This is a genomic window from Methylosinus sp. RM1, assembly GCF_011378635.1.
In the GTDB taxonomy this organism is placed as follows: Bacteria; Pseudomonadota; Alphaproteobacteria; order Rhizobiales; family Beijerinckiaceae; genus Methylosinus; species Methylosinus sporium.
Map to the genome: position 1 here is coordinate 74,219 of NZ_WOVC01000015.1, position 26,258 is coordinate 100,476.

A 26,258-nucleotide genomic window follows, 5' to 3' on the forward strand; every position below is an offset into this window, starting at 1 on the left:
AGTTTGGAGAAATGCAGATGAAGCGGCTGTCGACGACGTTCGATTTCGGCCTCGTCCGCCTCTCGGATCGACGTCGGCGCGCTCGCCGACGCTGCGGCCTCCGCGCGCAGATCAGAGCCGGCGAGAATTGAGAGACGCACGATGACCATGCAATTGACGATGACGACGAGCAATGGCGGGGGCGCGAGCCGCTTCACGATTTATCATGGCCTCGCGGCGTCGCTCGCCCTGCACGCGGCGCTGACGCTGCCCTATTTCCTTTCTCGTCTCCAGCCAGCGGAAGACGATAGCACGCTCATCTTCGAGGTGAGCGACCTCCTCTCGGACGACCAGGCCGACGAAAAAATTCAGCGGGACAGGGCGGGCGATACGCAGCAGAGGGCGCAGAACGCCACGCAGGCGCAGCCGACTCCGCCGACGGAGCAAAAGCCGATAGAAGAAGATGGCGCGCCGATCACGGCGAAGTCGGTCGCCGCGCAGGCGCGATCGCCCGCAAAGTCGGCGCCCGCCGGCTCGACGCAGGTGGATGGCGCCGAACGCCAGCAGGTCGCCAGCACGACCGCACATCGTCAGGTGTCGAAAGAGACGCTGGATCGCGCCTATGCCGTCCTGGTGAGCAAGAAGATAAAAGGGAAGCTCATCTATCCAGAGGCCGGACGACCTACCGCCTGGCGCGGCGTGACGAAAGTGTCCTTCTTCATTCTGGAGAGCGGCGAAATACGCGCCGACAGCGTGAAAGTGGCGTCGAGCAGCGGTCAGCCGCAGCTCGACGCGGCCGCTCTACAGAGAGTTCGCGCGAGCGCGCCCTTCGCTCCGCCGCCGCGGCCGATGACTTTCGCGCTCGATGTCGTCTTCGGCCCCTGAAATCTTTCCGTATCTCATAGAAGGCGCAGAGAGATTCGAAGCTCTCGCTTCGACGCGTGCCCAATGTCCGATCGGCGTCCACGTCGGCTGAAAGCGCTCGGAGCGGAGGATGCTGTCGCGCCGCTCAGGCGACGGCGGACGCCCGCCCCGCGGAGGGCGGCGACAGATGCGCGGCGCGGGCGCCATGCGCTTCGACGATTGGCGAGGGTCGGCGCCGCCGGCTCTCGATGCTCTGCGCCATCCGATAGGACAGATAGGCGACCGCGATTCCGCCGATAGGGTCCACGACATAATGCCCGCCGTCCGTCACCGTGCCCACCATCAGACCGGCGTCGACGAGGCACAAGACATAGAAGACCGGGCGCACGGAGCGCAGGCTGAGAGGCGTCAGCGCGCCGACCACGGCATGAAAGGAAGGAAAGCTCACAAGGCCGCCGATCCCGCTGTTCGTGAAATCCAATGGACCGGCCTCGCGCAAGCGCGCCAGATGATCCAGCGGCGTGCGGCCGGCGAACCGAAGCTCGTGAAACATCGAATTGTCGACGAGAGTGACCGCGCTCGAGGCCGGAAGCACAGCGGCGATGACGATCGTCGCCGTGAGTGCGATCGCGTAGGAGAGAAGATAGACGCGCAATTCGTCGATGCGCTCGAGCGCGGCCAGCAGAAGCGCCGGCGCGATGATCTGAATGGCCATGCTCGCATAGGCTTTCCGCAGCCATTCCGCCAACACGGGACGATCGTCGATATAATGGACGAAGGCCAGCCAATCGACGCCGAGCCATCGATCGAGCGAGAGAAACAGCTCGTCCTGCAGCGGCATGGCGAGACGCTGCGTCGCATAGCTCGCAAAGGCGCCCGCGAGCGACGTCGCCACCAGATAGATCATTGAATAGACGAAAATCGGCGCGGCGCGCGAGACCAAGCTCGGCGAGGCGAAGCGACAATAGACGTCGAGCGCGACGATCGCGCCGAGGAAAAGACTGAGGTCCGGGACGGACGGCAGCGTCAGCCCCGTCGCTTTTGCGCCGACACAGGCGCTCGCCATCAATGCGAGGCCGAGACGCACGGCAGCAAATGGGACGGCGACGAAACGCAATCGTAGATGATCGAGGCAAAGGTCGCAAAATCGGCAGGAAACATGGAGCGAATTGCAAATTAACGTCGAATACATGCACAACTCTCGTCTCGAAATGATTTGGAGACGCGCCGCCGGACTCGACGAAAACGCCCCGGAAATTGCCGACTCGCGCCGGCTTTCCAATGAATACCTGATTACGAAACCGCGGTTACATTTCGGTAAACGACTAATTTTATATTGTCTTCCAGTAATATAGCCGTCTCACCAGTCTATCGGCGCGCGTCCTTTCGATTCGAGATAGGCGTTGGCCTTGGAAAAATGCCTGCAGCCGAAGAAGCCGCGCGCCGACAGCGGCGAGGGATGCGCGCTCTCGAGCACGAGATGCCGCGAGCGATCGACGCCCGCGCCCTTCTGCCGCGCGTAATTGCCCCAGAGCACGAAGACAATTCCCTCGCGCTCGCGCGAGAGCGCCTGCACGGCGGCGTCGGTGAAGCGCTCCCAGCCCTTGCCCTGATGCGAGCCGGCGGCGCTGTCGCGCACGGTGAGCGTGGCGTTGAGCAGCAGCAGGCCCTGTTGCGCCCAGCGCGAGGGGTCCCGGATCGCGCCGCGCGAGACAGCCGGCAAACGATGTAATTGAAATCGCCATGCTGCGGCCCGGCAATGCGCGCGAACGCGACATCGCATGCGACCGACAGTCTGCCTCTACCGCAAAGAACGGCGTAGCACGGCGAGCACGACACTGATGGCCAGAAGCCCCGAGCCCATGATGACGAGCGGCTGGCCCTTGGCGTCTCCTGTAACGATGAAGGCCAGCCCCATCGCCGCCAGGATGCCGCCAATCGCTCCTGTCGCGATCGGTGTCTTCATCGAGGCGCCGCTCTTCTGGAATCTTTTCTGAATCTGGCGCGTGTTTTCTTGGAGAGTGAACATATCCATCCACGATTGCGCGCAAGCGTCCGAGCATACCAAGCCATTGCTCTCGACCCGCGCGCACGAGTGACACACGCCTTTTCCGCATGATTTGCAGACGCCGACCGCGTCGACATCCGAATGTGAAAAACACTTCATGATTTCATTCCCCTAATAGACCTGAGAACCCGTTCGGCTCTTGCCGACAATACAGGAGAAGCGCTCGCTTCACCGACGTTGGCGTCGCCTCACCAGTCGATTGGCGTCCGCCCCTGCGCGACCAGATAGCCGTTAGCCTTGGAAAAATGCCTGCAGCCGAAGAAGCCGCGCGCCGACAGCGGCGAGGGATGCGCGCTCTCGAGCACGAGATGCCGCGAGCGATCGACGCCCGCGCCCTTCTGCCGCGCGTAATTGCCCCAGAGCAGGAAGACAATTCCCTCGCGCTCGCGCGAGAGCGCCTGCACGGCGGCGTCGGTGAAGCGCTCCCAGCCCTTGCCCTGATGCGAGCCGGCGGCACTGTCGCGCACGGTGAGCGTGGCGTTGAGCAGCAGCACGCCCTGCCGCGCCCAGCGCGAGAGATCGGGATCGCGCGAGGCGGGCCGGCCGAGGTCGCTCTCGATCTCCTTGAAGATGTTCTGCAGCGAAGGCGGCGGCGGAATGTCGCGGCCGACGGCGAAGCACAGGCCATTGGCCTGGCCGCGGCCGTGATAGGGATCCTGGCCGAGGATCACCACTTCCACGGCGTCGAAAGGGCATTCGTCGAAGGCGCGGAAAATCTGCTTGGCCGGCGGATAGACCGCCCCACGCGCATATTCCCCGCGCACGAATTGGCGCAGAGCATCGAAATAGGGCTGCTCGAATTCCGCCGAAAGGCGCAGCTTCCAGCTCTCGTCTATCTGCACGGGTTTGTTCATATCCGCCAAGCTAACATGCGTCGGCGCCGGGCGAGAACCCGGCCGTGTCGCAAAAGCGCGAGAATGATGTTTCAAACATCATCTTGGCGAGATAAAACATGCCTGCTAATATAATAAGCGTGAGCATATGAGATGATCACCGCCGCTCAATTGCGCGCCGCGAGGGCGCTGCTCGGCATAGATCAAAAGAAGCTGGCCGAGCTTTCCGGCGTCTCCCTGCCGACGATTCAGCGCATGGAGGCGAGCGACGGCAATGTCCGCGGCGTGATCGAGACGCTCACAAAGGTCGTCGAGGCGCTGAACGAGGCCGGCGTCGAGCTGCTCGGCGAGAACGCCCGCAGCGAAAGCGGCGGACGCGGCGTGAGGATGCGTCGCCCCGGTCCGCCCAATCCGACGACTTGAGGATAAATCGCGACGACGACCGCCGACTTCGCGCCGACGATCCCGCCGCTCCTCGACCAAAGGAGCCAGTGTTGAGAGATCGACGTTTTCGCCAGCCGAGCTTCATCGAGCTGTTCACGCCCAAGCTCGTCACCATTTTGCGCGAGGGTTATGGCCTCGCGGATCTGCGCGCCGACGCCATCGCCGGCCTCACTGTCGCCATCGTCGCGCTTCCGCTCTCCATGGCCTTCGCCATCGCCTCGGGGCTGAGCCCGGACCGCGGACTCTATACAGCGATCATCGGCGGCTTTCTGGTCTCCATGCTCGGCGGCAGCCGCTTCCAGATCGGCGGGCCGGCGGGCGCCTTCATCGTTCTCGTCTTCGCCATCGTGCAGCGCCAGGGCTATGACGGGCTCGCGCTCGCCACAATGATGGCGGGCGTCATTCTCTTCGCCATCGGCCTGCTGCGCTGGGGCACTTACATAAAATACATCCCCTTTCCGGTGACGGTCGGCTTCACCGCCGGCATAGCGGTCATCATCTTCGCCAGCCAGCTCAAGGAGATTTTCGGCCTCTCCATCGCCAATGAGCCGGCCGCGCTCGGCCCCAAGCTCACGGCGCTCTGGGAAGCGCGCGGCACGCTGAAGCCGGCGACGATCGGCGTCTCGGCGCTGGCGCTGGCGATCATCCTCGGGCTGCGGCGCTGGCGGCCGAGCTGGCCCGGAATGCTGATCGCCGTGACGGTCTGCGCGGCGGCGACGGCGGCGCTGCATCTCGACATAGAGACGATCGGCTCGCGCTTCGGCGGCGTGCCGAGCACGCTGCCGGCGCCGGCGGTCCCGCATTTCGATCTCGCGCGGCTGCGCGCGCTGCTGCCGGACGCGCTGACCATCGCCGTGCTCGGCGCCATGGAGTCGCTGCTCTCCGCCGTCGTCGCCGACGGCATGAGCGGCCGACGCCATCGCTCCAATTGCGAGCTCGCCGCGCAGGGCGTCGCCAATGTCGTCGCGCCGCTCTTCGGCGGCATTCCGGTGACGGGAACCATCGCCCGCACCGCGACCAATGTGCGCTCGGGCGCCAAGGGACCGGTCTCGGGAATGCTTCATGCGCTGTTCCTGCTCGGCTTCATGCTGGTCGCGGCGCCGCTGGCGGCTTACATCCCGCTCGCCTCGCTCGGCGCCGTGCTCGCCGTCGTCTCCTGGAACATGGCCGAGAAGAAGGAATTCGTCGCTCTGTTCCGCGCCTCGCGCGGCGACGCTCTGGTGCTGGTCTCGACCTTCCTGCTCACCATTTTCGAGGATTTGACCGTGGGCATAGGCGTTGGCGTGACGCTCGGCGCCTTCCTCTTCCTGCATCGCCTCGCCGAGAGCGTCGAGGTGCAGACCGGCGAGGCCTTCCTCGACGAAGACCGGGCGGATGATTACGGCGGCCATCGCCCCGCCTATGATTCCGCTGCCGCCTCCGACGCCGAGGTGATGGTCTATAAGATCAGCGGCGCGATCTTCTTCGGCGCCTCGGCGACGGTGAGCGCGGCTCTGGACGAGATCGGCCGCTATCCGCATGTCTTCATCTTCGATTTCAGCGAGGCTCCGCTGATCGACAGCACGGCGGCGCGGGCGCTGGAGAGCTTTGTCGCGCGGCTGCGAAAGGCGGGAACCGTGGTTTGCGTCGCCGGGGCGCGGCCCGCCGTGCGGCGGGCGCTGCTCTCGGCCGGGCTGCATGAGCCGGAGACGCTCTACGCCGGCACGGTCGCCGATGCGCGCCGCCGCGCCACGGCGCCGCAGCCGCCCGAAAATCGCGCCCCGCGTCTGAGCGGGGCCGCCCTTCCCGGCCGTGCGTGAGGCGCGCGGCAAGGTGTTTGCTTGGCCGTCAGCCGACCACTCACCCGCGAAGCCTCATGCCCTCAGAACCTTTCTTCCTGCCCGAATTCGGCCAGACAGACCCCGGCCTCGGCCTTCTCCGCATGGCGGCGCTGCTCGCCGAGACCGATGACGATCCCGGCGAAGAGACGCTCGATCTCATGGCCGAGCAGGTCGAAAGCGGCTGCCTCGCCGGCCTCGACCCGGCCGATATCTGGCCGGAGCTGCTGCTCTCGCTCGGCGGGCCGGCGCCCGGCAAGGCGTTCCGCGTGCTGCGCATCTGCGGCGCGCTGCAGATCGTTCTGCCCGAGGTCGACGCCCTTTTCGGCGTGCCGCAATTGTCGGACGGCCAGAACGAGGTCGATCTCGGCGCCCATTTGCTGCGTTCGCTGGACGAGGCCGGACGCAGAGAGGCGCCGCTTCCCGTGCGCTTCGCCCTGCTGGTGATGAATGTCGGCAAAGGGGATTCGCCACGCGAGCATCTCCCGCATCATTACAAGCACATAGACCGCGGCGGCCCGCGCATAAATTCGATCGCCGAGCGCTTCGGCGTTCCAGAGGATTGCGTCCCGCTGGCGCTGACGGCGCTCAGCGAATGCGAGCGCGTGCATCGCGCCTCGGAAGTGCGCGCCGGCCCGGTGGCGCAAATGCTGGAGCGGCTCGGCGCCTTCGACGCGCCGGAGAGCTTCGCTCTGCTGATGGAAGTGTGCAGCTGCGATTTCACCGCCCATTCCGGGCGCTCCGGCGAGGCCTATCCAAAGGCCGTGCTGCTGGAGACGGCGCGCGACGCCTGTCTGCCGATCGAGCCGGCGACGCCCGAGGCGCGCGCCGAGGCGATCGCTCAGGCGCTGCGCTCGCAGCGCTGGTCGAACGGCTGAACGTCGAGCGCCACGGCCTCCGTCGCCTCGCCCGGCTCGACGCCCGCGGCGGGGAGCCGCACCTCGAAGGTCGCGCCGCCGCCCGGCGTCTCCTCGACGCGAATTTCGCCCCCGAGCAGATCGACCAGCTCACGGACGATCGCCAATCCGAGCCCCGTGCCCGACGTCGCCTCGTCCTTTCGCCAGAAGGGCTCGAAAATGCGGGAGCGGTCGGCTTCGGCGACGCCGACGCCATGATCGACGACCTCGATCGCGCATTCGGGCAGCACGCGAACGATGACGACGCCGCCTTCGGGCTCCGCGCGCACCGCATTGGCGATGAGATTGGTGACGATGCTGTCGACGCTCCATCGCGATGCGAGCGCCGCGACTTGACGCGACGGCGCCTCGAACTGAATCTCGCGATTATTGCCGATCGCGATCGGCACATAATCCGCGGCGACCGTCAGCGCGACATCGTAGAGATCGATCTTCTGCGGCGCGATACGCCCGCGTTCCTCGATCTGCGCGAGCAGCAGCATCTGCTCGACGATCGTCTGCACGCGCAGCACATCCCGCTCCATTTCCGATTTGAGCGGGCCCTCCTCCATTTTGCCGACGCGCGCGCGCAAAATCGTGATCGGCGTGCGCAGCTCATGCGCCGAATTGGCGGAGAAACGCCGCTGACGCTCGACGCCCTCGCGCACCCGCTCGAACGCCTTGTTCACCGCTTCGACGAAAGGCAGCACTTCCGACGGCGCCTCCTCGGGCGCGATGCGCTCCTTCAACGAATTCACGTCGATTTTCGCGACTTTCGTCGCGGCGGCGCGCAATGGCGCGAGCCCGCGATCGACGACGAATAGCGCGATGAGACACATCGCCGCCCAATGCGGAAGAAAGATCAGCGCCCCATAGAGCGAGGTCATTCGGTAGGGCGGCAGAAAAAAGTCGCGCCACTGGAATTTCGCGCCATAAGTCGCGATGACGACCTCGCCGATCGGCGAATCGAAAACCGCGGATTCGCCATGGCGCAAGGAGCCGCCGACAGCGATCTCGATAGGCGAGCGGAACAGCTTCAGCCGACCGACGCCTTCGAAGGCCTCCGTCAATTCCGGCGCCGATCCCGCGAGCGCCTTGCCCGTGCGCGGATCGAAAGCGGCAAAACGAAAATCCGGATTTGCGGACATGAATTGCCGCAATTCATCGGTCATCGCGATCGATCTTTCGCCGTCTGCGCCCTTGCGCAGCGCCGCGAGCATGATCGCGCCCACGCGAGGACGCATCAGATCGTCGAGAGACCCGAGCCCGCCCGGAAACCCCGAGACCAGAACGCCGCCGACGACGACCGGCGGCAGAGTGAGATAGCCGAGAATCGAGCCGAAGATCGCATAGACGATCAATCGCGACGAAAGCGACCGCAGCCTCATGGCCCATGCGCTTCGCGGATGAGATAGCCGATGCCGCGCGGCGCGTGAATTTCGACGTCGGCCTGCTGATCCTTCAAACGCTGCCGCAGTCGCATGGCGACCATCTTCAGCGCGCCTATGTGTGAGGGATCGTCCGCCCCATAGAGCTCTTCGAGCAGCGTCGAGAAAGTGACCGCCCGTCCCGCGCGACGCATCAGCGCCCCCAGCAGCACCAGCTCCCGTTTCGGCACGACGAGCGGATGCCCGCCGATGGAGGCGCTCTCCGAATTGAGATCGAAAGCGAGCCGGCCGACGACGACCGGCGGCGCCGCTTCGCCGCCGGGGCGCCGAAGGCTCGCGCGAATGCGCGCCAGCAACTCCTCGGGAGAAAAGGGCTTGGTCAGATAATCGTCGACGCCCGCGTCGAGTCCGTCGACCCGGTCCTCGATCGAGCGGGCCGCCGTCACCGCCAGAATGCGGATTCCCGGCCGAATACGCTTCGCCGCGGCGACGATCGAGAGGCCGTCGCCATCGGGCAGACGCCGATCGAGCAGCATCACCGCATAGTCGCGGGCGCCGAGCGCCCCCGGCACATCCGCCAAAGCCCGGACGCAATCTGGAAAATAGCCGGCGCGCCGGACGCGATCGGCGATCAATGTCGAAATATCGGGTTGATCTTCGACGATCAGAATTCGCATCGAACGACAGTCCCCATCGAGCTTCGACAGGCGAAGATCGTAAGGCGCGAGACGCCGAAAGCGCGCCACTCGACTGACTGTCGCGCCATTATCGAGCGCCGGCCGGCCGGCCGCAACAGAAAATGCGCGCGTCGCTCGCGCGCGCTCACTCGCCGGTCTGTAATAAAGTCCCGGCCCGGCGCGCTGCGGCGAGCAGGCGCACAAAGGCGAAAGAGGCGACGGCGAATAGCGCGGCGTCCAGCGCCAATCCATAAATCATCAGATCGAGGCGAAGCGCATGGTCGACGAGAACGCCGCGCAGCCCCTCGAACACATAAGTCGGCGGCAGCGCCCAGCAGATCGGCTGCAGCCAGGAAGGCAGAACGGCGACCGGATAATAGACGCAGCCGAGCGGCTGAATGACGAACATCAGCGACCAGACGAGACTTTCCGCGCCCAATCCATAGCGCAGCAGCAACCCCGACACGAACAGGCCGACGCTCCAGGCGAAGAAGATCAGAATGGCGAAAAAGGCGGCGAAAGCAAAGCCGAGCGCCCAGAGATTGAAGCCGAAGAACCAAATGGCCAGGATCGTCACCGGAACCATGCCGACCAGGAGGCGAATGAGGCTCATCGCCATCATGGAGACGACGAATTCCGCCGGCCGCAGCGGGCTCATGAAGAGATTGGCGATATTGCGGGACCACATCTCCTCGAGAAAAGAGAAAGAAAATCCCTGCTGGCCGCGCAGCAAAATATCCCACAGCAGCACCGCGCCGATCAGCGAGCCGGCGGCGATCGTCGTCTTATCGGCGCCCGCGAGACCGCCCGGCGCGCGCAGCAGATAGGTCTGCAGAAAGCCCCAGGTGAGCATTTGCACCGTCGGCCAATACATCATCTCCAACATGCGCGGCATCGACGAGCGCAGCAGATAGGAATAGCGCAAGGTCATCGCGCCGACGCGCGCGAGCGAGAATTCCAAAGACGCGCTCATGCGGCGGCTCCATTGCCGCGCCCGCGCGCGACGTCGAGAAACACATCCTCGAGATTGGCGCGGCCATAGCGCGCCAAAAGCTCGGCGGGCGAGCCGTCGTCGACGAGGCTTCCCTCCTTCAGCATCATCACGCGATCGCAGAGCCGCTCCACCTCCGCCATATTGTGCGAGGCGAGCAGGATCGCGCAATTGCGGCGCCGGCGATACTCCTCGAGATGCCCGCGCACCCAATCGGCGGTGTCGGGATCGAGCGAGGCGGTGGGCTCGTCGAGCAGCAAGAGCTCCGGCTCGTTGATGAGCGCCTTGGCGAGCGCGACGCGCGTCTTCTGCCCAGCGGAGAGGCGCCCGCTCGGACGATCGAGAAATTCTTTCAAGGCGAGATCGGCGGCCAGCTCCTCGATCTTGTCGGCGACGCCGCGAACGCCATAGAGCCGGCCGAAGACGGTGAGATTCTGCCGCACGGTGAGACGATGCGGCATGTCCACGTAAGGGCTCTCGAAATTCATGCGGCCGAGCGCGTGATAGCGATCTTTCAAAAAATCACGGCCGAAGATTTCGATTGTTCCCGTCGTCGGCTCGATGAGGCCCATGACCATGCCGATCGTGGTGGTCTTGCCGGCGCCATTGCCGCCGAGCAGCCCCGTCACCGAGCCGGCGGGAAGCGCGAAGCTGAGCGGCTTCACGGCCACGGTCTCGGCGTAGGTTTTGGAGACGCCGGCGACGCGGAGGATGGGGGAAGTGTCGGGCGACATTGCGGGTCCCGGAAAGGTTGCGACGAGCTTCGCGGCGCCCTTATCGCAAAGTCCGGGCGGCGAGATCAACCGGCGCCCTACTCCGCAGCCTCACGCGGCGCACGATGGCGCAGGCCGAACATATAAGCGCGCGCCAGATTGCGGCCGCTTCTGCGATCATGCTCGGTGAGCAGGCGCAGAGCGAGATCGGCCGAGCGGTAGCAATCATGCGCGATCTGCGCGACGCCGATCAATTCGTCATCGGCGAGACGATCGAGGTGCATGAAGTCGCGCACGAAAATCGCGTCGCTCCAGACGATCTGGCTCATGCCGGCGAAGACATTATTGCCGAGCATCAAAGGCTTGAGCACGCGGCTCATCATCGGCGTGAAGCGATGCAGCACATAGCCCTGCGTACGCAGAAACAGCTCTATTTCCGAGAATAGCGGCTGGCCTTCATAGAGCGGCAGGAACTCGACCTCGATATGCAGAACATAGGCGCGCCGCAGTCTTTCGACGGCGTTTTGCAGGATCATCAGCTCCGCGCCCTGCACGTCCAATTCCAGAAAGGTCGCGCCCTCTGTCTCGGCCACATCGTCGAGCCGCACAGTGTCGATCTCTTGCGTCGCAACGACTTCCGACCACACAGGAAAGCCGTGGAACATCTCCATCGCCGCCGGATTGGGTTTCAGCAGCGAGGTCATGTCGCGCGCGGCGCATATGTGCAGCGTGTGGCGTCCGCCATCGCCGACGGCGTAAGGCAGATAGACATCGCCCGGATTTTTGCGCGCGTTCAGCTCTTCGACTGCGGCCTCGTCGGGCTCGAAGCCGACGATGGTCGCCTCGCCGCCGCGTAGCAGAGGCGCATAGACCGGCTCGCCGCTGATATGGCGCGCGCCTATGTCGACGATTCTGTGCGGGACGCTCGCCCCGGCGAGCTCGATGAAGGGAGGGAGCGCGTCCGCATTTTCCATGAAACTCTCCTCCGCTGCGCCCGATGGCCGGCGCGTCGGTCAGCGAGGACGGAGCGCTCAGAATCATCCGCTAAGATGATCGAGCTTTGAGCGCCGCCGCTTGTGCGGGACTGGCGCGCGCTCATTTCTGGCAGTCGCGGCAGAAGAAGCTCGAGCGCCCGCTCTGGATCACACGCGAGACATGGCCGCGGCAGCCGGGCGTCGGACAAGGCGCGTCCTCGCGGTCATAGACGCGGAAAGAGTGCTGGAAATAGCCGAGCGAGCCATCGGTCTGGCGATGGTCGCGCAGGCTGGAGCCGCCCGCCTCTATCGCCTCGCCGAGCACTTGTCTTATCGCCTCGACGAGATCGACGAGGCCGCGTTTCGGCTTTCCCTTGGCGTCGACCAGCGTTCCGGCGGCCCGCAATGGCGAGAGATGCGAGCGGTGCATCGCCTCGCAAACATAGATATTGCCGAGGCCGGCGATGATGCGCTGATCGAGCAGAGCGGCTTTCAGCGGCGCCTTGCGGCCGCGCAGCTCCTCGGCGAGACGCTGCGGCGTCAGCTCCGGCCCCAGCGGCTCGACGCCGAGACCATCGAACAGCGGATGCGTCGCCATCTCGCCGGGCGGGACCAGCAGCATGAAGCCGAAACGGCGCGGGTCATTATAGGTGACGCTGGCGCCGCTCGTGAAATGGAACACGACATGGTCATGCGCCGGCTTTGTGGTGACGGCGCGGTGATAGGCGCCCTCGGGGTCGTCGGCGTCGATGCGGAATGAGCCGCTCATGCCGAGATGCATGATGAGCGTCTCACCGCTGTCCAGCTCGCCGAGGAGATATTTCGCCCGCCGCTTCAGCGCCTCGACGCGCCGTCCCGCAAGCCGCGCGGCAAAGCCCTGCGGAAAGGGAAAGCGCAGATCGGCACGGCGCAGCTCCACCTGCGCGAGGCCCGAGCCGGTGAAGACGGGCTCGAGCCCGCGGCGGACCGTCTCGACCTCGGGCAGCTCGGGCATGGGCTCAGAACCGCCCCGCTTTCCAGGCCGCGACCGCGACCGGGACAATGGGCTCGATGAGCGTCTCCATCGCCTCGGCGTAGACGCGAATCTCATATTGCGCGTGCGGATCGGCCCGGAGCGACAGAAACTTGAATAAATTCAGTAAATTGACCTTTGCGAACATGTGGCTGTAGGTGGACACTGGCAGAACCGTGCGGGCGAGTTCACGCGGCCAGCCCGCGGCCAGCAGCTCGCGATATGTGGCGAAGGCGGCCTCGAAGCCGGCGCGCAGCTTCTCCACCTCGGCGCGGCGCGCCTCGAGATCGCCGCCGGGCTGCCGGCCCTGCTTATTCGTCGTCGCCTGCTCGCCGATGTTTTCCGGATCGGGGAGGTAATAGGTCTCCGGCAATTCGCGGTAGCGGCCGGACAGCTCATTATAGGTCCAGGTGCGGTGGCGGTGCCATTGGCGCAGCACGAAGATCGGCGCCATCACCTCGAATTGGAACTCCACCGCCTCGAAGGGCGTCGTATGGCGGTTCTTCCAGAGGTAATCGATGAGCTTCTTATCCGAGCCCTCATTCTCGCCGGCGCGCCAGGCGGCGTCATAGGAGACGCGGGCCGCGCGCACGATGGAGAGGTCCGAGCCCATATGATCGACGAGGCGGACGAAACCATGGTCCAGGACTTTGATCTGATTTGACATACGACGCCGTTCCGCCCTCCCCTGCTCGCCCCCGCGTTCCATGGCGGAAGGAGCCGAGCCTCGCCCATCGATAACATGTTTTGGGCAGCGCGCCCCTCGCAGGGCTTGCAGATTCACATATCTTCGAATTCACCCACGACGTCCTGGCCGGGCTCGCCCCGGCCATCCACGCCAAGACATTGTGTCTACTGGCTCATTTGGCGCAGCGTCGACGCTCCGGCCGCATTCTGACGGGGTCCCGCGGCGAAGGCGCCCGACACGAGAAGCCGAAATTTGCAGATGGCGGGCGCTGCCAAAGATATCGCCGCCGCTGGGCGTGGATGGCCGGGACAAGCCCGGCCAGGACGACCTTGGAACCTTATGAGATGTGTGAATGTGATAGTCCTCCCCTAGGAGAGGGTGGTTTTCGCCCCCAGCCATAGCCATAGGCGCAAAGGCGCGTTATATCGCCCGGAACGCCACCGGACCCGAGAGATTATGACCTCTGAGCGCGAGACCTCGACCCATTTCGGTTTCTCCGAAGTCGGATTGGACGAAAAACAAGGCCTCGTGGACGATGTTTTCCACAAGGTGGCGCGCCGCTACGACATTATGAACGATCTGATGTCCGGCGGCATGCACAGGCTGTGGAAGGATGTCTTCGCCGCCAAGGTGCGGCCCGCCCGCCGCGGCCCCTTCCGCCATCTGGACGTCGCCGGCGGCACGGGCGACATCGCCTTCCGCATCGCCAAGGCCGCCGGGCCGGAGGCGGAGATCGTCGTGCTCGACATCAACGGCGACATGCTGGACGTCGGCCGCGACCGCGCGCAGGAGCGCGGCCTCTCCGACAAGCTGGAATTCGTCCAGGCCAACGCCGAATCCCTGCCCTTCCCGGACGCGCATTTCGACGCCTATACGATCGCCTTCGGCATTCGCAACGTGCCGCGGATCGAGGTCGCGCTGGCCGAGGCGCATCGCGTGCTGAAGCCGGGCGGGCGCTTCCTGTGCCTGGAATTCTCGCAGGTCGCGATTCCGGGCCTCGACAAGATCTACGAGGCCTATTCCTTCAATGTGATCCCGGCGATCGGCAAGCTCGTCGCCGGCGACGGCGAGCCCTATCGCTATCTCGTCGAGTCCATACAGCGCTTCCCCCGCGCGGACGAGTTCGAGCGGATGATCCGGCGGGCCGGCTTCCGCCGCACGGGCTTCGAGCGGCTGACGGGCGGCGTGGTGGCGATCCACTCCGGTTGGAAGCTCTGATCTTTCCTTAAAACTAAACGCGAACGGCGGCTCTTCGTGCTCATCGGCTTCGGGCATCTCTTCCGACTGGCGCGCGCCGGCTTCATTCTGGCGCGCGAAGGCGTGTTCAAGAGCGTCGACCCGGCGATCCTGCCCGTCCCGGCGCAATTTCTGCTGCGCTTTGGCAATCTCCTCGCCAAGTCCGGCAGCAGCGCCGGCGGCGCGCCGCAGGCGCTGGTGCGCGCCTTCGCGCAGATCGGCCCCTCCTATGTGAAGCTCGGCCAGTTTCTGGCCACGCGGCCGGATGTGGTCGGCGGCGAGATCGCCGACGCGCTGACCGCGCTGCAGGACCGCATGGAGCCTTTCGGCCGCAAGGCCGCGGTCGAGATCATCGAAAAAGCTTTCGGCAAGCCGATCGACGAGATTTTCCTCTCCTTCGGAGAGCCGGTGGCGGCGGCCTCCATCGCCCAGGTGCATCCGGCCCGCGTCGCCTATGCCGAGGGTGAGCGCAAGGTCGCGGTGAAGGTGCTGCGGCCGGATGTGGAACGTCAGTTCCGCCGCGACTTCGCCGACATGTATATTCTCGCCCGGGCCGCCGAGCGTTTCTCGGCGGAGGCGCGGCGCCTGCGGATGATCCAGGTCGTCGACACGCTGGCCCGCTCGGTGAAGCTCGAGACAGATTTCCGCCTGGAGGCGGCGGCGGCCTCGGAATTTCGCGACAATGTGACGGATGATCCCGATATTCGCGCCCCCGGCGTCGATTGGGATCGCACGACGCGCGAGGTGCTGACGCTGGAATGGATCGACGGCGCGCCGCTGTCGGACATCGCCCGCGTCGCCGCCATGAGCCATGATCTCAAGGACCTCGGGCGGAAAGTGCTGCAGTCCTTCCTGCGCACGGCGATGCGAGACGGCTTCTTCCACGCCGACATGCATCAGGGCAATCTCTTCGTCGATCGCAAGGGTCGGCTCGTCGCCATCGACTTCGGCATTATGGGAAGGCTCGGCTTCAAGGAGCGGCGCTTTCTGGCCGAGATTTTGTTCGGCTTCATCACCCGCGATTACAAGCGCGTCGCCGAGGTGCATTTCGAGGCCGGCTATGTGCCGCCGATCCATTCGGTCGAGGAATTCTCGCAGGCGCTGCGCGCCATCGGCGAGCCGCTGCATACGGCGAATGCGCAGGACATTTCCATGGCGCGGCTGCTCACTCTGCTCTTCGAGGTGACGGCGCTGTTCGACATGCGCACCCGCACCGAGCTGGTGCTGCTGCAAAAGACCATGGTGGTGGCCGAGGGCGTCGCCCGCTCGCTCGATCCGACGCTGAATATTTGGCGGACGTCCGATCCGGTCGTGCGCAGCTGGATCGAGGATAATCTCGGCCCCAAGGCAAAGCTCGAGGACGCCGGCCGCGCCGCGATCGAGGTCGCCAAATTCACGACGCGCCTGCCCAAGATTCTCAATGACGTTGAGGCCGCCGTCGAAACGCTGGCCTCCGCAGGCTCGAAGGGCCTGCGCCTCTCGGAAGATTCGCTCGAAGGTCTGGCGCGGGCGCGGCGGCGGTCGGATCGCTGGTTCATGCTGGCCGTCGTACTGGTGGCGCTGCTGGCCATTCACTGGATGAGGTGAGATCGATGATGGCGAAAACGGCGTCGCTCGCGCTCCTGCTCTCCTTCACGCCCATCGCCGCCACGGCCGCGACCCCGGAGGAAGCCTATCTCTCCCTCCGCAACCGCGCGACGGCCAAGCTGCGCAAGCTGGAGGCGGTCGGCAAAGCCGCCGGAGCGGCCGAGGCGGAGGAGCGGAAGACGCTGAAAGACCTCGGCGAGACGATGGAGGCGATCATCGGCCCCGTCTCGGTTCCTGGTTTTCAGAAGCTCGGCAAATACAGCATAGAGACACTGTTCGAGGGCGTCGGCGCGGATCAGCTCGACGGCCTCGCCTTCACCGGCGACGACGAGAAATCGCTGCTCACCGTCTCGACGCAAGGCCTCGCCGAGGCCTTTTTGCGCGCCCGTCGCAAGGATTGGGAGAAAAGCGAAAAGCCGCCGCAAACGCTCGGCGAGGCGCTGGCTTCGCCCTTTTTCTACACTCTGGCGGTGAGCCCGGATGCGGGCGTCGAGAAATACGCCGATCTGCCCATCGCCAAGCCCGCGGCGGCGACGTTGGCCGCCGCCATTCTGGACCTACGCAGCCAGGACGACGCCGGCGGCGTGCTGCCCGACGAGATCATCGTCGCCGTCGCCCGCGAAGGGCGGCTCTACATCGCCTCGACGCCTGCCAAGGCGAAGATCGAGTCTGCGCCCGCTTGCGAGAAAATCTGGGCCGAGCATCAAGCCGAGGCCAAGAAGGCGATGGAGTCCTATTCCGCCTCCGGCCTCGCCAATGAGAAGGATTTCGAGAACTACGCGAATCTGCAGGCGGAGGGCTCGACCGCCTTCCGCCGCTGCTTCGCCGAACATGCGAAATCGGAGAAATTCTTCGCCGCGCTGACGCAGGAGGCGCAAGCGCTCGCCGACAAATTGGCCGCGGCGAAGCGCTGAAGGACGCCACCCTCCCCTCTAGGGGGAGGGTCGGACCGCGAAGCGGTCCGGGGTGGGGTTCAACGGCGAAGACTCGGGGGTTTCACCCCCTCCCGAGCGCATTCGCGCTCGACCTCCCCCCTCTAGGGGGAGGTAAAAGCGCGCGTCGCGTCAGGCCAGCAGGCCGTGGTCGCGGGCGAGCTGCAGCAGATTCTTCTGCGGCCGCGCGCCGACATGGGCGATGACCTCCGCCGCCGCCAGAGCGCCCAGCGAGGCCGCGCCCTCATAGAGCGCGCCGCGCGCGAGGCCCGCCAGGAAGCCCGCGGCGAAGAGATCGCCGGCGCCGGTGGTGTCGACCACTTCCGTCACTGGATAGGCCGGAACGGCGACGCATTTCTTCCCCTCGACGACCACGACGCCTTTCTCCGAGCGCGTGACGACGCCGAGAAGATTGGCCTCGGCGCCGAGCGCCTTCACCGCGGTGGCGAAATCGGCCGTCTCATAGAGCGAATGCAGCTCGCTCTCATTGGCGAAAAGAATATCGACGAGGCCGTCGCGCACCAGCCCCAGGAACTCGCCACGATAGCGATCGACGCAGAAAGCGTCGGACAGCGAGAGCGCGACGCGATTGCCGGCGGCGCGGCTGGCCTTGGCGGCCTTCAGAAACGCCTCCTTGGCGGCCGGCGGATCCCAGAGATAGCCTTCGAGATAGAGGATTTTGGACGAGCGCACGAGCGCCTCGTCGACATCCTCCGGCCCCAGAGCCTGACAGGCGCCGAGGAATGTGCTCATCGTGCGCTGGCCGTCTGGCGTCACCAGAATGAGGCAGCGTGCGGTGGCGGCGCCGTCGGCCGCGACCGGCGTCTCGAAGGCGACGCCGGCCTTGCGAATGTCATGGGCGAACTCGCGCCCGGCGTCGTCGTCCTTCACCTTGCCGATGAAGGCCGCGGCGAGGCCGAAGCCGGCGACGCCGACCAGAGTGTTGGCGGCGGAACCGCCGGACATCACCGTCGTCGGCCCCATGGCCGCATAGATTTCGGCGGCGCGGGCTTCGTCGACGAGCTGCATCGCGCCCTTGTGCAGGCCGGCGGCGACCAGCTGATCGTCCTCCGCGCGCGAAAGAGTGTCGACAATGGCGTTTCCGACGCCGAGGACGTCATAGGTGGCGGACATGAAATCACCTGCTGCAGAACGGGGGCGCGAGCGCCGGAGCGCTCTTCCTAATCGACGCCGCCGGGAGGTCAACCGGCCGCCTCCCCGCGCGCCCGGTCGACGGCGGCGGCGGCGGGACGGGGGGAAACCGTAAATTTCACATAATACACTGATTCAACGTAATTATATAAAATGCGCCAGGGCACGCGGGACGGCGCGCGGCGGCGTCCGAGATTTTTTTTGCGCGGGCCGAGCAAACGCCCGGCTTTTCTTGTAGGAGAATTACAGCGCGGCCTTCCGGCTCGCGCGTCCCGTTCCGGCCTGCGGTGAGCGTCGTCATGTCGATCAAGCATCCGATCATCTCGATCACCGGCTCGTCCGGCGCCGGCACCAGCTCGGTCAAACAGACATTCGAGCAGATTTTCCGCCGCGAGAAGGTGGAGGTCGCCTATGTCGAAGGCGACTCCTTCCACCGCTTCGACCGCGATCAGATGAAAGCGGCCATGGCCGACGCTCAGGCGCAGGGCAATCAGCATTTCAGCCATTTCGGCCCAGAGGCCAATCTGCTCGGCGAGCTCGAGACCTTGTTCAAGGAATATGGCGAGACCGGAAGCGGGCAATATCGCCATTATGTCCATGACGCGAACGAGGGCGCCGTGCTCGCCTCGCCGCCGGGCACTTTCACGCCCTGGCGCGAGCTGCCCGCCAATACCGACCTTTTGTTCTACGAAGGCCTGCATGGCGCCGTGGTGACGGAGGACGTCAATGTCGCGCGCTACGCCGATCTGAAGATCGGCGTCGTGCCGGTCATCAATCTCGAATGGACGCAGAAGCTCCATCGCGACCGCAACACGCGCGGCTACACCACCGAGGCCGTCACCGAGACGATCCTGCGTCGGATGCACGATTATGTGTATTACATCTGCCCGCAATTCTCGGAGACGGACATCAACTTCCAGCGCGCCGCGACGGTGGACACATCCAATCCCTTCGTCGCGCGCTCCATTCCGAGCCCGGACGAATCGATCGTCGTCATTCGCTTTCGCGATCCGCGCGGCGTCGATTTTCCCTATCTCGTGACGATGATCGCCGGCAGCTGGATGTCGCGCGCCAATTCCATCGTCATTCCGGGCAATAAGCTCGATCTCGCCATGCAGCTCATACTCACGCCGCGGATCTTGGAGCTGATGAAACGCAAACGTGGCGAAGCCTGAGGAAACGAATCCGATGTCGAATGTTCTGGAGACTGTCGCCGAAGTCGCCGCGGCCGAGGACGAGCGCCGCGCCGCCAACGCCATTCGCGCGCTGGCGATGGACGCGGTGGAGAAGGCCAAATCCGGCCACCCCGGAATGCCCATGGGCATGGCCGACGTCGCCGCGGTGCTGTTTCGTCAATTCGTGAAATTCGACGCCTCGGCGCCGGACTGGGCGGACCGCGATCGCTTCGTGCTGTCGGCGGGGCATGGCTCCATGCTGCTCTATGCGCTGATTTATCTGCTCGGCTATCCGGGCGTTTCGATCGACGATCTGAAAAACTTTCGCCAGCTCGACTCGAAGACGCCGGGCCATCCCGAGTTCGGCCACACGATCGGGGTCGAGACGACGACCGGCCCGCTCGGCCAGGGCCTCGCCACCGCCGTCGGCCTCGCCATTGCGGAGCGGCTGCAGGCGGCGCGTTTCGGCGATGAGATCGTCGACCATCGCACCTATGTCATCGCCGGCGACGGCTGCCTGATGGAAGGCGTCAGCCATGAGGCGATCGATCTCGCCGGCCATTTGAAGCTCGGCCGGCTGATCGTGCTATGGGACGACAATGGCATTTCCATCGACGGACCGACGACGCTCTCCACCTCCACCGATCAGCTGGCGCGCTTCGCCGCCTCCGGCTGGCATGTGCAGCGCGTGGACGGCCACGCGCCGGCGGAGATCGCCGCCGCGCTCGCCGCCGCGCAGCAGGACGCGCGCCCCTCGCTGATCGCCTGCCGCAGCGTCATCGGCTATGGCGCGCCGGGCAAGCAGGGCAAGGAGACGGTCCACGGCGCGCCGCTCGGCGCCTCGGAGATCGAGCTCGCCCGCGCCGAGCTCGGCTGGCCCTATGAGCCCTTCGAGATTCCGGCGGAGACGCTGGAGGCCTGGCGCGCCGCCGGCCGTCGCGGGACGAGCGAAAGGCTCGCCTGGGAGCAGCGCCTCGCCGCCTCCGGCAAGCGCGACGCCTTCGAGAATTTCCTGAAGGGCGACGTCTCCGGCGCGGTGGCGGCGCCGCTGCGCGCGCTGCGCGAGAGCTTCGCCACCGAGCGGCCCAAGGTGGCGACGCGCAAATCCTCCGAGACCGTGCTCGGCGTCATCAACGCCGCGACCGACGCCACGATCGGCGGCTCCGCCGATCTCACCCATTCGAACTTCACCATCACCAAAGGGCTCGGCTCCGTCTCGGCGGAGAATTTCGCCGGCCGCTACATTCACTATGGCGTGCGCGAGCACGGCATGGCCGCTGCGATGAACGGCATAGCGCTGCATGGCGGCTTCGTCCCCTATGGCGGAACCTTTCTCGTCTTCTCCGATTATGCGCGCGGCGCCATCCGCCTCTCCGCGCTGATGGGCCAGCGCGTCGTCTATGTGCTGACCCATGATTCGATCGGCCTCGGCGAGGATGGTCCGACGCATCAGCCGATCGAGCATCTCGCCTCGCTGCGCGCTCTGCCCAATCTCTATGTGTTCCGCCCGGCGGATGCGATCGAGACGGCGGAGAGCTGGGAAATCGCCCTCAATGCGAAGACGACGCCCTCCGTGCTGAGCCTGTCGCGCCAGAATCTGGCGACGCTGGAGCGGCCGCTCGGCGAGAACCTCACCGCCCGCGGCGCCTATGTGCTGCGCGAGCCGAGCGGCGGGCGCCATGTAACGCTCATCGCCACCGGCTCGGAAGTGCAGATCGCGCTCGCCGCCGCCGACCTTCTGTGGACGCGGGGCGTGCGCGCCGCCGTCGTCTCCATGCCCTGCTGGGAGCTGTTCGAGACGCAATCGCCGACCTATCGCGCCAGCGTGCTCGGCTCGGCGCCGCGCGTCGCCATCGAGGCCGCCGCGCGGCTCGGCTGGGACCGCTGGATCGGCGAGCGCGGCGCCTTCGTCGGCATGACGGGCTTCGGCGCGAGCGCGCCGGCGGATGCGCTCTACGCCCGCTTCGGCATAACGGCCGAAGGCGTCGCCGGAACCGCGCAAGCGCTGCTCTGACGATCGGCGTGATCGGAACGGCGCCCGCGGCTTCGCGGGCGTCGCGCCGGCAGCAATGAATAGTCGATTTCGAGCTCGAGCGAATAGACCAAGAGAAACCCTCGCGAGAGGGCGTCGCAATTCTCGGCGAGCGGCCGCGGGAGGTGATGACATCTCCCGCGCTCCGCTATATCGCTATCAGCGGAATCGGCCTGCGCCCCCCGCATTGCTCTGGCGCCGCCGCCGTAGACTTTAATCGAATTCCGGCACTGGGAGGACACCGCAAATGGCGCTCATCACCCTGAGACAATTGCTCGACCACGCCGCCGAGCACGACTATGGCGTGCCGGCCTTCAATATCAACAATATGGAACAAGGCCTCGCGGTGATGGAGGCCGCCGCCTCCGTCGACGCTCCGGTCATCATCCAGGCGAGCCGCGGCGCCCGCTCCTACGCCAATGACGTGATGCTGGCCAAGATGATCGAGGCGCTGGCGATCATGTATCCCGACATTCCGCTGGTCATGCACCAGGACCATGGCAATAGCGAAGCCACCTGCGCCAGCGCCATTCGCTTCGGCTTCACCTCGGTGATGATGGACGGCTCGCTGGAGGCCGACGGCAAGACGCCGGCGAGCTATGACTACAATGTCGCAGTGACGCGACGCGTCGTCGATCTCGCCCATTGGGTCGGCGCTTCGGTCGAGGGCGAGCTCGGCGTGCTCGGCTCGCTCGAGACCGGCGAGGGCGAGAAGGAAGACGGCCATGGCGCCGAAGGCAAGCTCAGCCATGACCAGCTGCTGACCGATCCCGCTCAGGCGGTGGATTTCGTCGCCCGCACCAAGGTCGACGCTCTCGCCATCGCCATGGGCACCTCGCATGGCGCTTACAAATTCTCACGCAAGCCGGACGGCGCCATTCTGGCGATGCATGTGATCGAGGAGATTCACAATCGCCTGCCGAACACGCATCTCGTGATGCACGGCTCATCGTCCGTGCCGCAGGATTTGCAGGACGCGTTCAATGCGGCCGGTGGCGAGATGCCGCAGACATGGGGCGTGCCGGTCGCAGAGATTCAGCGCGGCATCAAATTCGGCGTGCGCAAGATCAATATCGACACCGATTGCCGCATCGCCGTCACCGCCTCCATCCGCGCGACGCTGCTGAAGAACAAGGGCGAGTTCGACCCGCGCAAATATCTGAAGCCGGCGCAGGAGGCGATGCGCAAAGTGTGCAAGCAGCGCTATGAGGAATTCGGCGCGGCGGGCCAGGCGAACAAGATCAAGCCGATCCCGCTCAGCGAAATGGCGAAGCGCTATGCCGCAGGCGCGCTCGATCCGCAATTCGCGGAAAAGAGGGCCGCGGAGTGATGCGGCGAACGGCGCGCCCTAAAACGTCGGGCGCGCCAAAGCTCGCTTCGAGCTTATTTGCACTGATTGAGATCGGGGCGATCGCCGGCGCAGAAATTCGCGCCCTTCGAGCTGGGCTTGCCGCTGGAAGCGAAGCCGCCCGTCAGCGTCGCGCCCTTGAAGGTCGCCGTCACGACTTTGTATTTCGTGATATCCAGGCGGGAATTGTCGCAATGCTTCAGCGCCACGGCGGAGCACTCGGCTTCGCTCTCGGCGGATTCCTGCGTGTCGCACTCCTGCTTGCCGTTGCACTTCTTGTAAGACTCCGCCTCCTGGCCGGCGCAGGCCGTGCGCTTGATGTGAACGACGCAATCGGCGGCGAAAGCGTTCGAGAACGGCAGCGCCAGCAGCGCCGCGAGAGCGATGGCTTTTTTCATGGGATCCCCCCTCTATGTGATGTACGGCGGGCGAGCGGTTTTGAGCGCGCCTGCCATCTCATTGGTGCACCGCCATTACGAAATCTGCGTGACGCAAATCGACGCGGCCCGCCGAATCGCAATCGCAATCGGGGAGCCCCGCCAGTCTCTCGACATCGACATAGACGGAGCCTCTCATATGCCCAATGACATCGTCATCGCTCCTTCCATTCTCTCCGCCGATTTCGCACGGCTCGGCGAGGAGGTGCGCGACGTCGTCGCCGCCGGCGCCGATTGGATTCATCTCGATGTGATGGACGGGCACTTCGTGCCCAACATCACCTTCGGCCCCGCCGTGGTGAAGGCGCTGCGCCCGCACGCCGCCTGCACTTTCGACGCGCATCTGATGATCGAGCCGATCGACCCTTATGTCGCGGCCTTCGCCGAGGCGGGCGCCGACATCATCACCGTTCACGCCGAGGCGGGCGCGCATCTGCATCGCTCGCTGCGGCTCATCCGCTCGCTCGGCAAAAAGGCCGGCGTGTCGCTCAATCCGGCCACCAGCGAGCGCACGCTCGATTATGTGCTCGACGATGTCGATCTCATTCTCGTGATGAGCGTCGATCCGGGGTTCGGCGGGCAGAGCTTCATTCCCTCGCAGCTCGACAAGCTTCGGCGCATTCGCGAGATGATCGGTCGTCGCGACATCATGCTCGAGGTCGACGGCGGGGTGACGCCGCAGACGACGACGGCGATCGTCGAAGCGGGCGCGGACGTTCTCGTCGCCGGCTCCGCCGTCTTCGCCGGCGCGGGCGTTTCCGCCTATCGCGACAATATCGCCGCGCTGCGTCATGCGGCGGCGGCTGCCGGCGCGCTCGCCGTGTGACGGCGCGTCGCACAGCGACGTTGCGAAATCGTCACGATGGAGGAAGAAACCATGGGCGCCTCGCCGCGAATGGACTTCACCGGATGAACGACGCCAGACACAGGCCAACGAGCGAGGCTCGCGCCGAACTCCACGAGCTATCGACCGCTCTGTCGCGCCTGCGCGAGGAGATCATCGCCGACGGCGCCGCCCTCCTCACACGCTGGGGCGAGCCCTTCACGCCGCAGGCCGCTCCGGCGGCGGAGAATCTCGCCCATTACATCGCCTTGCGGCGCCGCGATCTCAGCGCTCTGCAATCTCGCCTCTCGGCCTTCGGCCTCTCCTCGCTCGGCCGCAGCGAAGCCAAGGTGATGGAGGCGCTGGACGCGCTGCTCGCGACGCTCAGGCGGCTCGACGGCGAGGCCGACGCCCCCTACCCCACGCCGGCGGCGATGCGCGCCGGCGAGGACGCCTTGAGCGCCGCGCGCGACCAGATTTTCGGCACCGTCCCCACGAAGCCGCACGCCGTGGTGATGGTGACGCTGCCGAGCGAGGCGGCGAGCGAGCCTGCGCTCATCCGCCGGCTGATGGAGGCCGGCATGGGCTGCGCGCGCATAAATTGCGCGCATGACGACGCCGCCGCCTGGGAGGCGATGATCGCCAATATTCGCGGCACGGAGGCCGCGCTCGGGCGCAATTGCCGCGTGCTGATGGATATCGCCGGGCCGAAATGCCGGATCGAGCAAGTGCGCGCGCCCGAGAAGCTGCGCCTCTACCGCGGCGACCGTTTCGCCATGGTCGCCGCGCTAGATCCGCGCGCCGCCGGGCCGGTCGCGATCCGCCCCTCCTTTCCGCAGGCGATCGACCAGCTCGCGCCGGGCGCCGAAGTGTGGATCAACGACGGGAAGATCGGCGCCCGCGTCATAGAGGCGCGCGCGGGCGCCGTGGAGCTGGAAGTGTTCAGCGCGCGCGGCAAGGGCGAGCGGCTGAAGGTCGAGAAGGGCCTCAATTTCCCCACCATCGATCTGCGCCTGCCGCCGCTGACGCCGAAGGATTTCCGCGATCTCGATTTCGTCGCGGCCAAGGCCGATCTCGTCGGCTTCTCCTTCGTGCAGGAGACGAGCGACGTCGATCTCCTGCAGGATCATCTCGCGGCGCGGCGCGGCGCGCTGCCGAAGCAGACGATCGTGCTGAAGATCGAGACGCCCCTCGCCGTGCGCAATCTGCCGCAGCTCATTCTGCGCTCGGCCCAGCATCATCCGACCGCCGTGATGATCGCCCGCGGCGATCTCGCCGTCGAGCTCGGCTTCGCGCGGCTCTCCGAAATGCAGGAGGAGATTTTATGGCTCTGCGAGGCCGCCCATGCGCCGGTGATCTGGGCGACGCAGGTGCTCGACCAGTTCATCAAGGACGGCGCGCCGAGCCGGGCCGAGACCACGGACGCCGCCATGGCCCAGCGCGCCGAATGCGTGATGCTGAACAAAGGGCCGTATCTCGCCGAGGCGGTGACATTCCTGCGCGACGTGCTGGCCCGCATGGATCGCCATCAATCGAAGAAATTCGCCCGCTTCATGCCGCTGCGCGCCTGGGACTAGAGGCGCGCGAAAAAGTTGCGGAGCCGACGCCGGGGCATTATTGGATAGCCGCCGCCCGGCGACTCGGCCGGTCGGCGCATTGGGGCGTCGCCAAGTGGTAAGGCAGCGGATTTTGATTCCGCCATACGGAGGTTCGAATCCTCCCGCCCCAGCCAGAACTCCGCAAATCATTGGAATTGCTAGAAAATCGCCTCAGCTGGGGCGCGTTTCCACATCCGTGTGACACATGGCTGGTACACCACGGAGATTTTCGTGCCCGCCATCCCCCATGTCGTGCGTCGCGGCGCGTTCTATTATTGGCGGCGGCGACTGCCATCGGCCCTTGCCGAATCGAGAAATTCTGCGACCCTGATTCTCGGCCGGGGCGCCAGCAACCCCGGGAGAGCGCGCTACCTCGCGGGCCAGATTTCCGCGCTCGCCGATCGTTGTTTCTTTCCGGCCGCCATGACCAGTCGCCTCTCCCAGCCGCAAATCCAGAAGGTGTTCCGCATCGTCTTCACGCAGCACCTCGACAAGCTCGAGGCCGTGGCGGCGCGCGAACGCGCGGAGGACGATTTCGATCCTGAGAAGAGCCGCCGCAGCGAGCGCGTGATGGGCCACGTCTATCGCCTGCTC

25 protein-coding genes, 1 tRNA gene and 1 pseudogene are annotated in these 26,258 nt (G+C 65.6%); 14 read left to right on the forward strand and 13 right to left on the reverse strand.

The annotated features are described in order from the left end of the window. Window positions 1–141: 141 nt before the first annotated feature. A complete protein-coding gene (locus FMZ75_RS12370) occupies window positions 142–864 on the forward strand; it encodes a TonB family protein (protein ID WP_166143139.1) in 723 nt (240 codons plus the stop codon). A 124-nt stretch (window positions 865–988) separates the two neighbouring features. Here FMZ75_RS12370 and FMZ75_RS12375 read toward each other — a convergent pair whose 3' ends face one another. From FMZ75_RS12375 to ung, 4 genes and pseudogenes are all read right to left on the reverse strand, one after another. After that, window positions 989–1,909 carry a phosphatase PAP2 family protein gene (locus FMZ75_RS12375; RefSeq protein WP_166143141.1) on the reverse strand — a complete coding sequence of 307 codons (921 nt, stop codon included), beginning with the start codon at window positions 1,907–1,909 and terminating at the stop codon, window positions 989–991. 294 nt (window positions 1,910–2,203) lie between these two features. Further along, window positions 2,204–2,524: pseudogene (locus FMZ75_RS12380) on the reverse strand (uracil-DNA glycosylase); the annotation flags it as partial. Between the two features lie 120 nt (window positions 2,525–2,644). Continuing rightward, window positions 2,645–2,872 carry a hypothetical protein gene (locus FMZ75_RS12385; protein ID WP_159289089.1) on the reverse strand — a complete coding sequence of 76 codons (228 nt, stop codon included), beginning with the start codon at window positions 2,870–2,872 and terminating at the stop codon, window positions 2,645–2,647. A gap of 227 nt (window positions 2,873–3,099) precedes the next feature. Further along, entirely contained in the window at window positions 3,100–3,765 is a 666-nt protein-coding gene (gene ung / locus FMZ75_RS12390) for a uracil-DNA glycosylase (RefSeq protein ID WP_108916016.1), read from the reverse strand. Between the two features lie 132 nt (window positions 3,766–3,897). Here ung and FMZ75_RS12395 point away from each other — a divergent pair, with 132 nt between their 5' ends. The 3 genes from FMZ75_RS12395 (at window position 3,898) to FMZ75_RS12405 (ending at window position 6,883) form a co-directional block, all read left to right on the forward strand. Next, window positions 3,898–4,167, forward strand: coding sequence for a helix-turn-helix domain-containing protein (locus FMZ75_RS12395; protein WP_108915984.1), 270 nt, complete (start codon window positions 3,898–3,900; stop codon window positions 4,165–4,167). 71 nt (window positions 4,168–4,238) lie between these two features. Further along, complete coding sequence (locus FMZ75_RS12400; RefSeq protein ID WP_108915985.1) at window positions 4,239–5,987, forward strand: SulP family inorganic anion transporter; 1,749 nt, start codon at window positions 4,239–4,241, stop codon at window positions 5,985–5,987. Window positions 5,988–6,043: 56 nt separating this feature from the next. After that, a complete protein-coding gene (locus FMZ75_RS12405) occupies window positions 6,044–6,883 on the forward strand; it encodes a tRNA nucleotidyltransferase (protein WP_343219785.1) in 840 nt (279 codons plus the stop codon). On the opposite strand, the gene FMZ75_RS12410 is transcribed toward FMZ75_RS12405, so the two are convergent. The 7 genes from FMZ75_RS12410 to thyX all read right to left on the reverse strand — a co-directional run bounded on the left by FMZ75_RS12410 (window position 6,847) and on the right by thyX (window position 13,323). Then, window positions 6,847–8,289 carry a HAMP domain-containing sensor histidine kinase gene (locus FMZ75_RS12410; RefSeq protein WP_166143143.1) on the reverse strand — a complete coding sequence of 481 codons (1,443 nt, stop codon included), beginning with the start codon at window positions 8,287–8,289 and terminating at the stop codon, window positions 6,847–6,849. The genes FMZ75_RS12405 and FMZ75_RS12410 overlap by 37 nt on opposite strands. After that, complete coding sequence (locus tag FMZ75_RS12415) at window positions 8,286–8,966, reverse strand: response regulator transcription factor (protein ID WP_108916017.1); 681 nt, start codon at window positions 8,964–8,966, stop codon at window positions 8,286–8,288. The genes FMZ75_RS12410 and FMZ75_RS12415 overlap by 4 nt, the downstream gene beginning before the upstream one ends. 145 nt (window positions 8,967–9,111) lie before the next feature. Then, window positions 9,112–9,939 carry an ABC transporter permease gene (locus tag FMZ75_RS12420; RefSeq protein ID WP_108915988.1) on the reverse strand — a complete coding sequence of 276 codons (828 nt, stop codon included), beginning with the start codon at window positions 9,937–9,939 and terminating at the stop codon, window positions 9,112–9,114. Next, complete coding sequence (locus FMZ75_RS12425; RefSeq protein WP_166143145.1) at window positions 9,936–10,691, reverse strand: ABC transporter ATP-binding protein; 756 nt, start codon at window positions 10,689–10,691, stop codon at window positions 9,936–9,938. Before FMZ75_RS12425 ends, FMZ75_RS12420 begins: the two co-directional genes overlap by 4 nt. Window positions 10,692–10,768: 77 nt before the next feature. After that, window positions 10,769–11,644 carry an FkbM family methyltransferase gene (locus FMZ75_RS12430; RefSeq protein WP_166143147.1) on the reverse strand — a complete coding sequence of 292 codons (876 nt, stop codon included), beginning with the start codon at window positions 11,642–11,644 and terminating at the stop codon, window positions 10,769–10,771. A 121-nt stretch (window positions 11,645–11,765) separates the two neighbouring features. Beyond that, window positions 11,766–12,638, reverse strand: coding sequence for a bifunctional DNA-formamidopyrimidine glycosylase/DNA-(apurinic or apyrimidinic site) lyase (gene mutM / locus FMZ75_RS12435; RefSeq protein WP_166143149.1), 873 nt, complete (start codon window positions 12,636–12,638; stop codon window positions 11,766–11,768). 4 nt (window positions 12,639–12,642) lie between these two features. After that, the gene (gene thyX / locus FMZ75_RS12440; protein ID WP_166143151.1) at window positions 12,643–13,323 is read right to left on the reverse strand and encodes an FAD-dependent thymidylate synthase; all 681 of its coding nucleotides are present in this window, start codon (window positions 13,321–13,323) and stop codon (window positions 12,643–12,645) included. 477 nt (window positions 13,324–13,800) lie between these two features. On the opposite strand from thyX, the gene ubiE reads away from it, so the two are divergent. The 3 genes from ubiE to FMZ75_RS12455 are packed head-to-tail and all read left to right on the forward strand — an operon-like array spanning window position 13,801 to window position 17,081. Next, the gene (gene ubiE / locus FMZ75_RS12445) at window positions 13,801–14,562 is read left to right on the forward strand and encodes a bifunctional demethylmenaquinone methyltransferase/2-methoxy-6-polyprenyl-1,4-benzoquinol methylase UbiE (RefSeq protein ID WP_024879320.1); all 762 of its coding nucleotides are present in this window, start codon (window positions 13,801–13,803) and stop codon (window positions 14,560–14,562) included. Between the two features lie 36 nt (window positions 14,563–14,598). Next, entirely contained in the window at window positions 14,599–16,167 is a 1,569-nt protein-coding gene (ubiB, locus tag FMZ75_RS12450; RefSeq protein WP_166143153.1) for a 2-polyprenylphenol 6-hydroxylase, read from the forward strand. A 5-nt stretch (window positions 16,168–16,172) separates the two neighbouring features. Beyond that, window positions 16,173–17,081, forward strand: coding sequence for a hypothetical protein (locus FMZ75_RS12455; RefSeq protein WP_166143155.1), 909 nt, complete (start codon window positions 16,173–16,175; stop codon window positions 17,079–17,081). Window positions 17,082–17,231: 150 nt separating this feature from the next. On the opposite strand, the gene FMZ75_RS12460 is transcribed toward FMZ75_RS12455, so the two are convergent. Next, a complete protein-coding gene (locus FMZ75_RS12460; protein WP_166143157.1) occupies window positions 17,232–18,233 on the reverse strand; it encodes an adenosine kinase in 1,002 nt (333 codons plus the stop codon). A 317-nt stretch (window positions 18,234–18,550) separates the two neighbouring features. Between FMZ75_RS12460 and FMZ75_RS12465 the strand changes: the two genes are divergently transcribed. From FMZ75_RS12465 to fba, 3 genes are all read left to right on the forward strand, one after another. After that, window positions 18,551–19,426 carry a phosphoribulokinase gene (locus FMZ75_RS12465; protein WP_108915998.1) on the forward strand — a complete coding sequence of 292 codons (876 nt, stop codon included), beginning with the start codon at window positions 18,551–18,553 and terminating at the stop codon, window positions 19,424–19,426. A gap of 13 nt (window positions 19,427–19,439) precedes the next feature. Next, window positions 19,440–21,440, forward strand: a complete 2,001-nt coding sequence (tkt, locus tag FMZ75_RS12470; protein WP_166143159.1) for a transketolase — start codon at window positions 19,440–19,442, stop codon at window positions 21,438–21,440. A 265-nt stretch (window positions 21,441–21,705) separates the two neighbouring features. Then, a complete protein-coding gene (gene fba, locus FMZ75_RS12475) occupies window positions 21,706–22,788 on the forward strand; it encodes a class II fructose-bisphosphate aldolase (RefSeq protein WP_166143161.1) in 1,083 nt (360 codons plus the stop codon). A gap of 53 nt (window positions 22,789–22,841) precedes the next feature. Here fba and FMZ75_RS12480 read toward each other — a convergent pair whose 3' ends face one another. Then, on the reverse strand, window positions 22,842–23,204 hold the full coding sequence (locus FMZ75_RS12480) for a hypothetical protein (RefSeq protein WP_142862474.1): 363 nt from the start codon (window positions 23,202–23,204) through the stop codon (window positions 22,842–22,844). Between the two features lie 178 nt (window positions 23,205–23,382). Here FMZ75_RS12480 and rpe point away from each other — a divergent pair, with 178 nt between their 5' ends. The 4 genes from rpe to FMZ75_RS12500 all read left to right on the forward strand — a co-directional run. Further along, window positions 23,383–24,069, forward strand: coding sequence for a ribulose-phosphate 3-epimerase (rpe, locus tag FMZ75_RS12485; protein ID WP_166143167.1), 687 nt, complete (start codon window positions 23,383–23,385; stop codon window positions 24,067–24,069). A gap of 83 nt (window positions 24,070–24,152) precedes the next feature. Then, window positions 24,153–25,643 carry a pyruvate kinase gene (locus FMZ75_RS12490; protein ID WP_166143163.1) on the forward strand — a complete coding sequence of 497 codons (1,491 nt, stop codon included), beginning with the start codon at window positions 24,153–24,155 and terminating at the stop codon, window positions 25,641–25,643. A gap of 80 nt (window positions 25,644–25,723) precedes the next feature. Then, window positions 25,724–25,798 (forward strand) — tRNA-Gln (locus FMZ75_RS12495). A 97-nt stretch (window positions 25,799–25,895) separates the two neighbouring features. After that, on the forward strand, window positions 25,896–26,258 hold a 363-nt coding region (locus tag FMZ75_RS12500; RefSeq protein ID WP_207783413.1), incomplete at its 3' end, for a DUF6538 domain-containing protein.

Bases quoted from the DNA above. Each gene is read 5' to 3' on its own strand.
- FMZ75_RS12405 (WP_343219785.1), top strand. From the start codon at position 6,044: ATGCCCTCAGAACCTTTCTTCCTGCCCGAATTCGGCCAGACAGACCCC.
- FMZ75_RS12455 (WP_166143155.1), top strand. From the start codon at position 16,173: ATGATGGCGAAAACGGCGTCGCTCGCGCTCCTGCTCTCCTTCACGCCC.
- FMZ75_RS12375 (WP_166143141.1), bottom strand. From the start codon at position 1,909: ATGGCGAGCGCCTGTGTCGGCGCAAAAGCGACGGGGCTGACGCTGCCG.
- tkt (WP_166143159.1), top strand. From the start codon at position 19,440: ATGTCGAATGTTCTGGAGACTGTCGCCGAAGTCGCCGCGGCCGAGGAC.
- FMZ75_RS12425 (WP_166143145.1), bottom strand. From the start codon at position 10,691: ATGTCGCCCGACACTTCCCCCATCCTCCGCGTCGCCGGCGTCTCCAAA.
- ubiE (WP_024879320.1), top strand. From the start codon at position 13,801: ATGACCTCTGAGCGCGAGACCTCGACCCATTTCGGTTTCTCCGAAGTC.
- FMZ75_RS12370 (WP_166143139.1), top strand. From the start codon at position 142: ATGACCATGCAATTGACGATGACGACGAGCAATGGCGGGGGCGCGAGC.
- mutM (WP_166143149.1), bottom strand. From the start codon at position 12,638: ATGCCCGAGCTGCCCGAGGTCGAGACGGTCCGCCGCGGGCTCGAGCCC.
- ung (WP_108916016.1), bottom strand. From the start codon at position 3,765: ATGAACAAACCCGTGCAGATAGACGAGAGCTGGAAGCTGCGCCTTTCG.
- thyX (WP_166143151.1), bottom strand. From the start codon at position 13,323: ATGTCAAATCAGATCAAAGTCCTGGACCATGGTTTCGTCCGCCTCGTC.
- FMZ75_RS12490 (WP_166143163.1), top strand. From the start codon at position 24,153: ATGAACGACGCCAGACACAGGCCAACGAGCGAGGCTCGCGCCGAACTC.
- FMZ75_RS12395 (WP_108915984.1), top strand. From the start codon at position 3,898: ATGATCACCGCCGCTCAATTGCGCGCCGCGAGGGCGCTGCTCGGCATA.
- rpe (WP_166143167.1), top strand. From the start codon at position 23,383: ATGCCCAATGACATCGTCATCGCTCCTTCCATTCTCTCCGCCGATTTC.
- FMZ75_RS12460 (WP_166143157.1), bottom strand. From the start codon at position 18,233: ATGTCCGCCACCTATGACGTCCTCGGCGTCGGAAACGCCATTGTCGAC.
- FMZ75_RS12415 (WP_108916017.1), bottom strand. From the start codon at position 8,966: ATGCGAATTCTGATCGTCGAAGATCAACCCGATATTTCGACATTGATC.
- FMZ75_RS12465 (WP_108915998.1), top strand. From the start codon at position 18,551: ATGTCGATCAAGCATCCGATCATCTCGATCACCGGCTCGTCCGGCGCC.
- FMZ75_RS12410 (WP_166143143.1), bottom strand. From the start codon at position 8,289: ATGAGGCTGCGGTCGCTTTCGTCGCGATTGATCGTCTATGCGATCTTC.
- FMZ75_RS12480 (WP_142862474.1), bottom strand. From the start codon at position 23,204: ATGAAAAAAGCCATCGCTCTCGCGGCGCTGCTGGCGCTGCCGTTCTCG.
- FMZ75_RS12420 (WP_108915988.1), bottom strand. From the start codon at position 9,939: ATGAGCGCGTCTTTGGAATTCTCGCTCGCGCGCGTCGGCGCGATGACC.
- FMZ75_RS12430 (WP_166143147.1), bottom strand. From the start codon at position 11,644: ATGGAAAATGCGGACGCGCTCCCTCCCTTCATCGAGCTCGCCGGGGCG.
- fba (WP_166143161.1), top strand. From the start codon at position 21,706: ATGGCGCTCATCACCCTGAGACAATTGCTCGACCACGCCGCCGAGCAC.
- FMZ75_RS12385 (WP_159289089.1), bottom strand. From the start codon at position 2,872: ATGTTCACTCTCCAAGAAAACACGCGCCAGATTCAGAAAAGATTCCAG.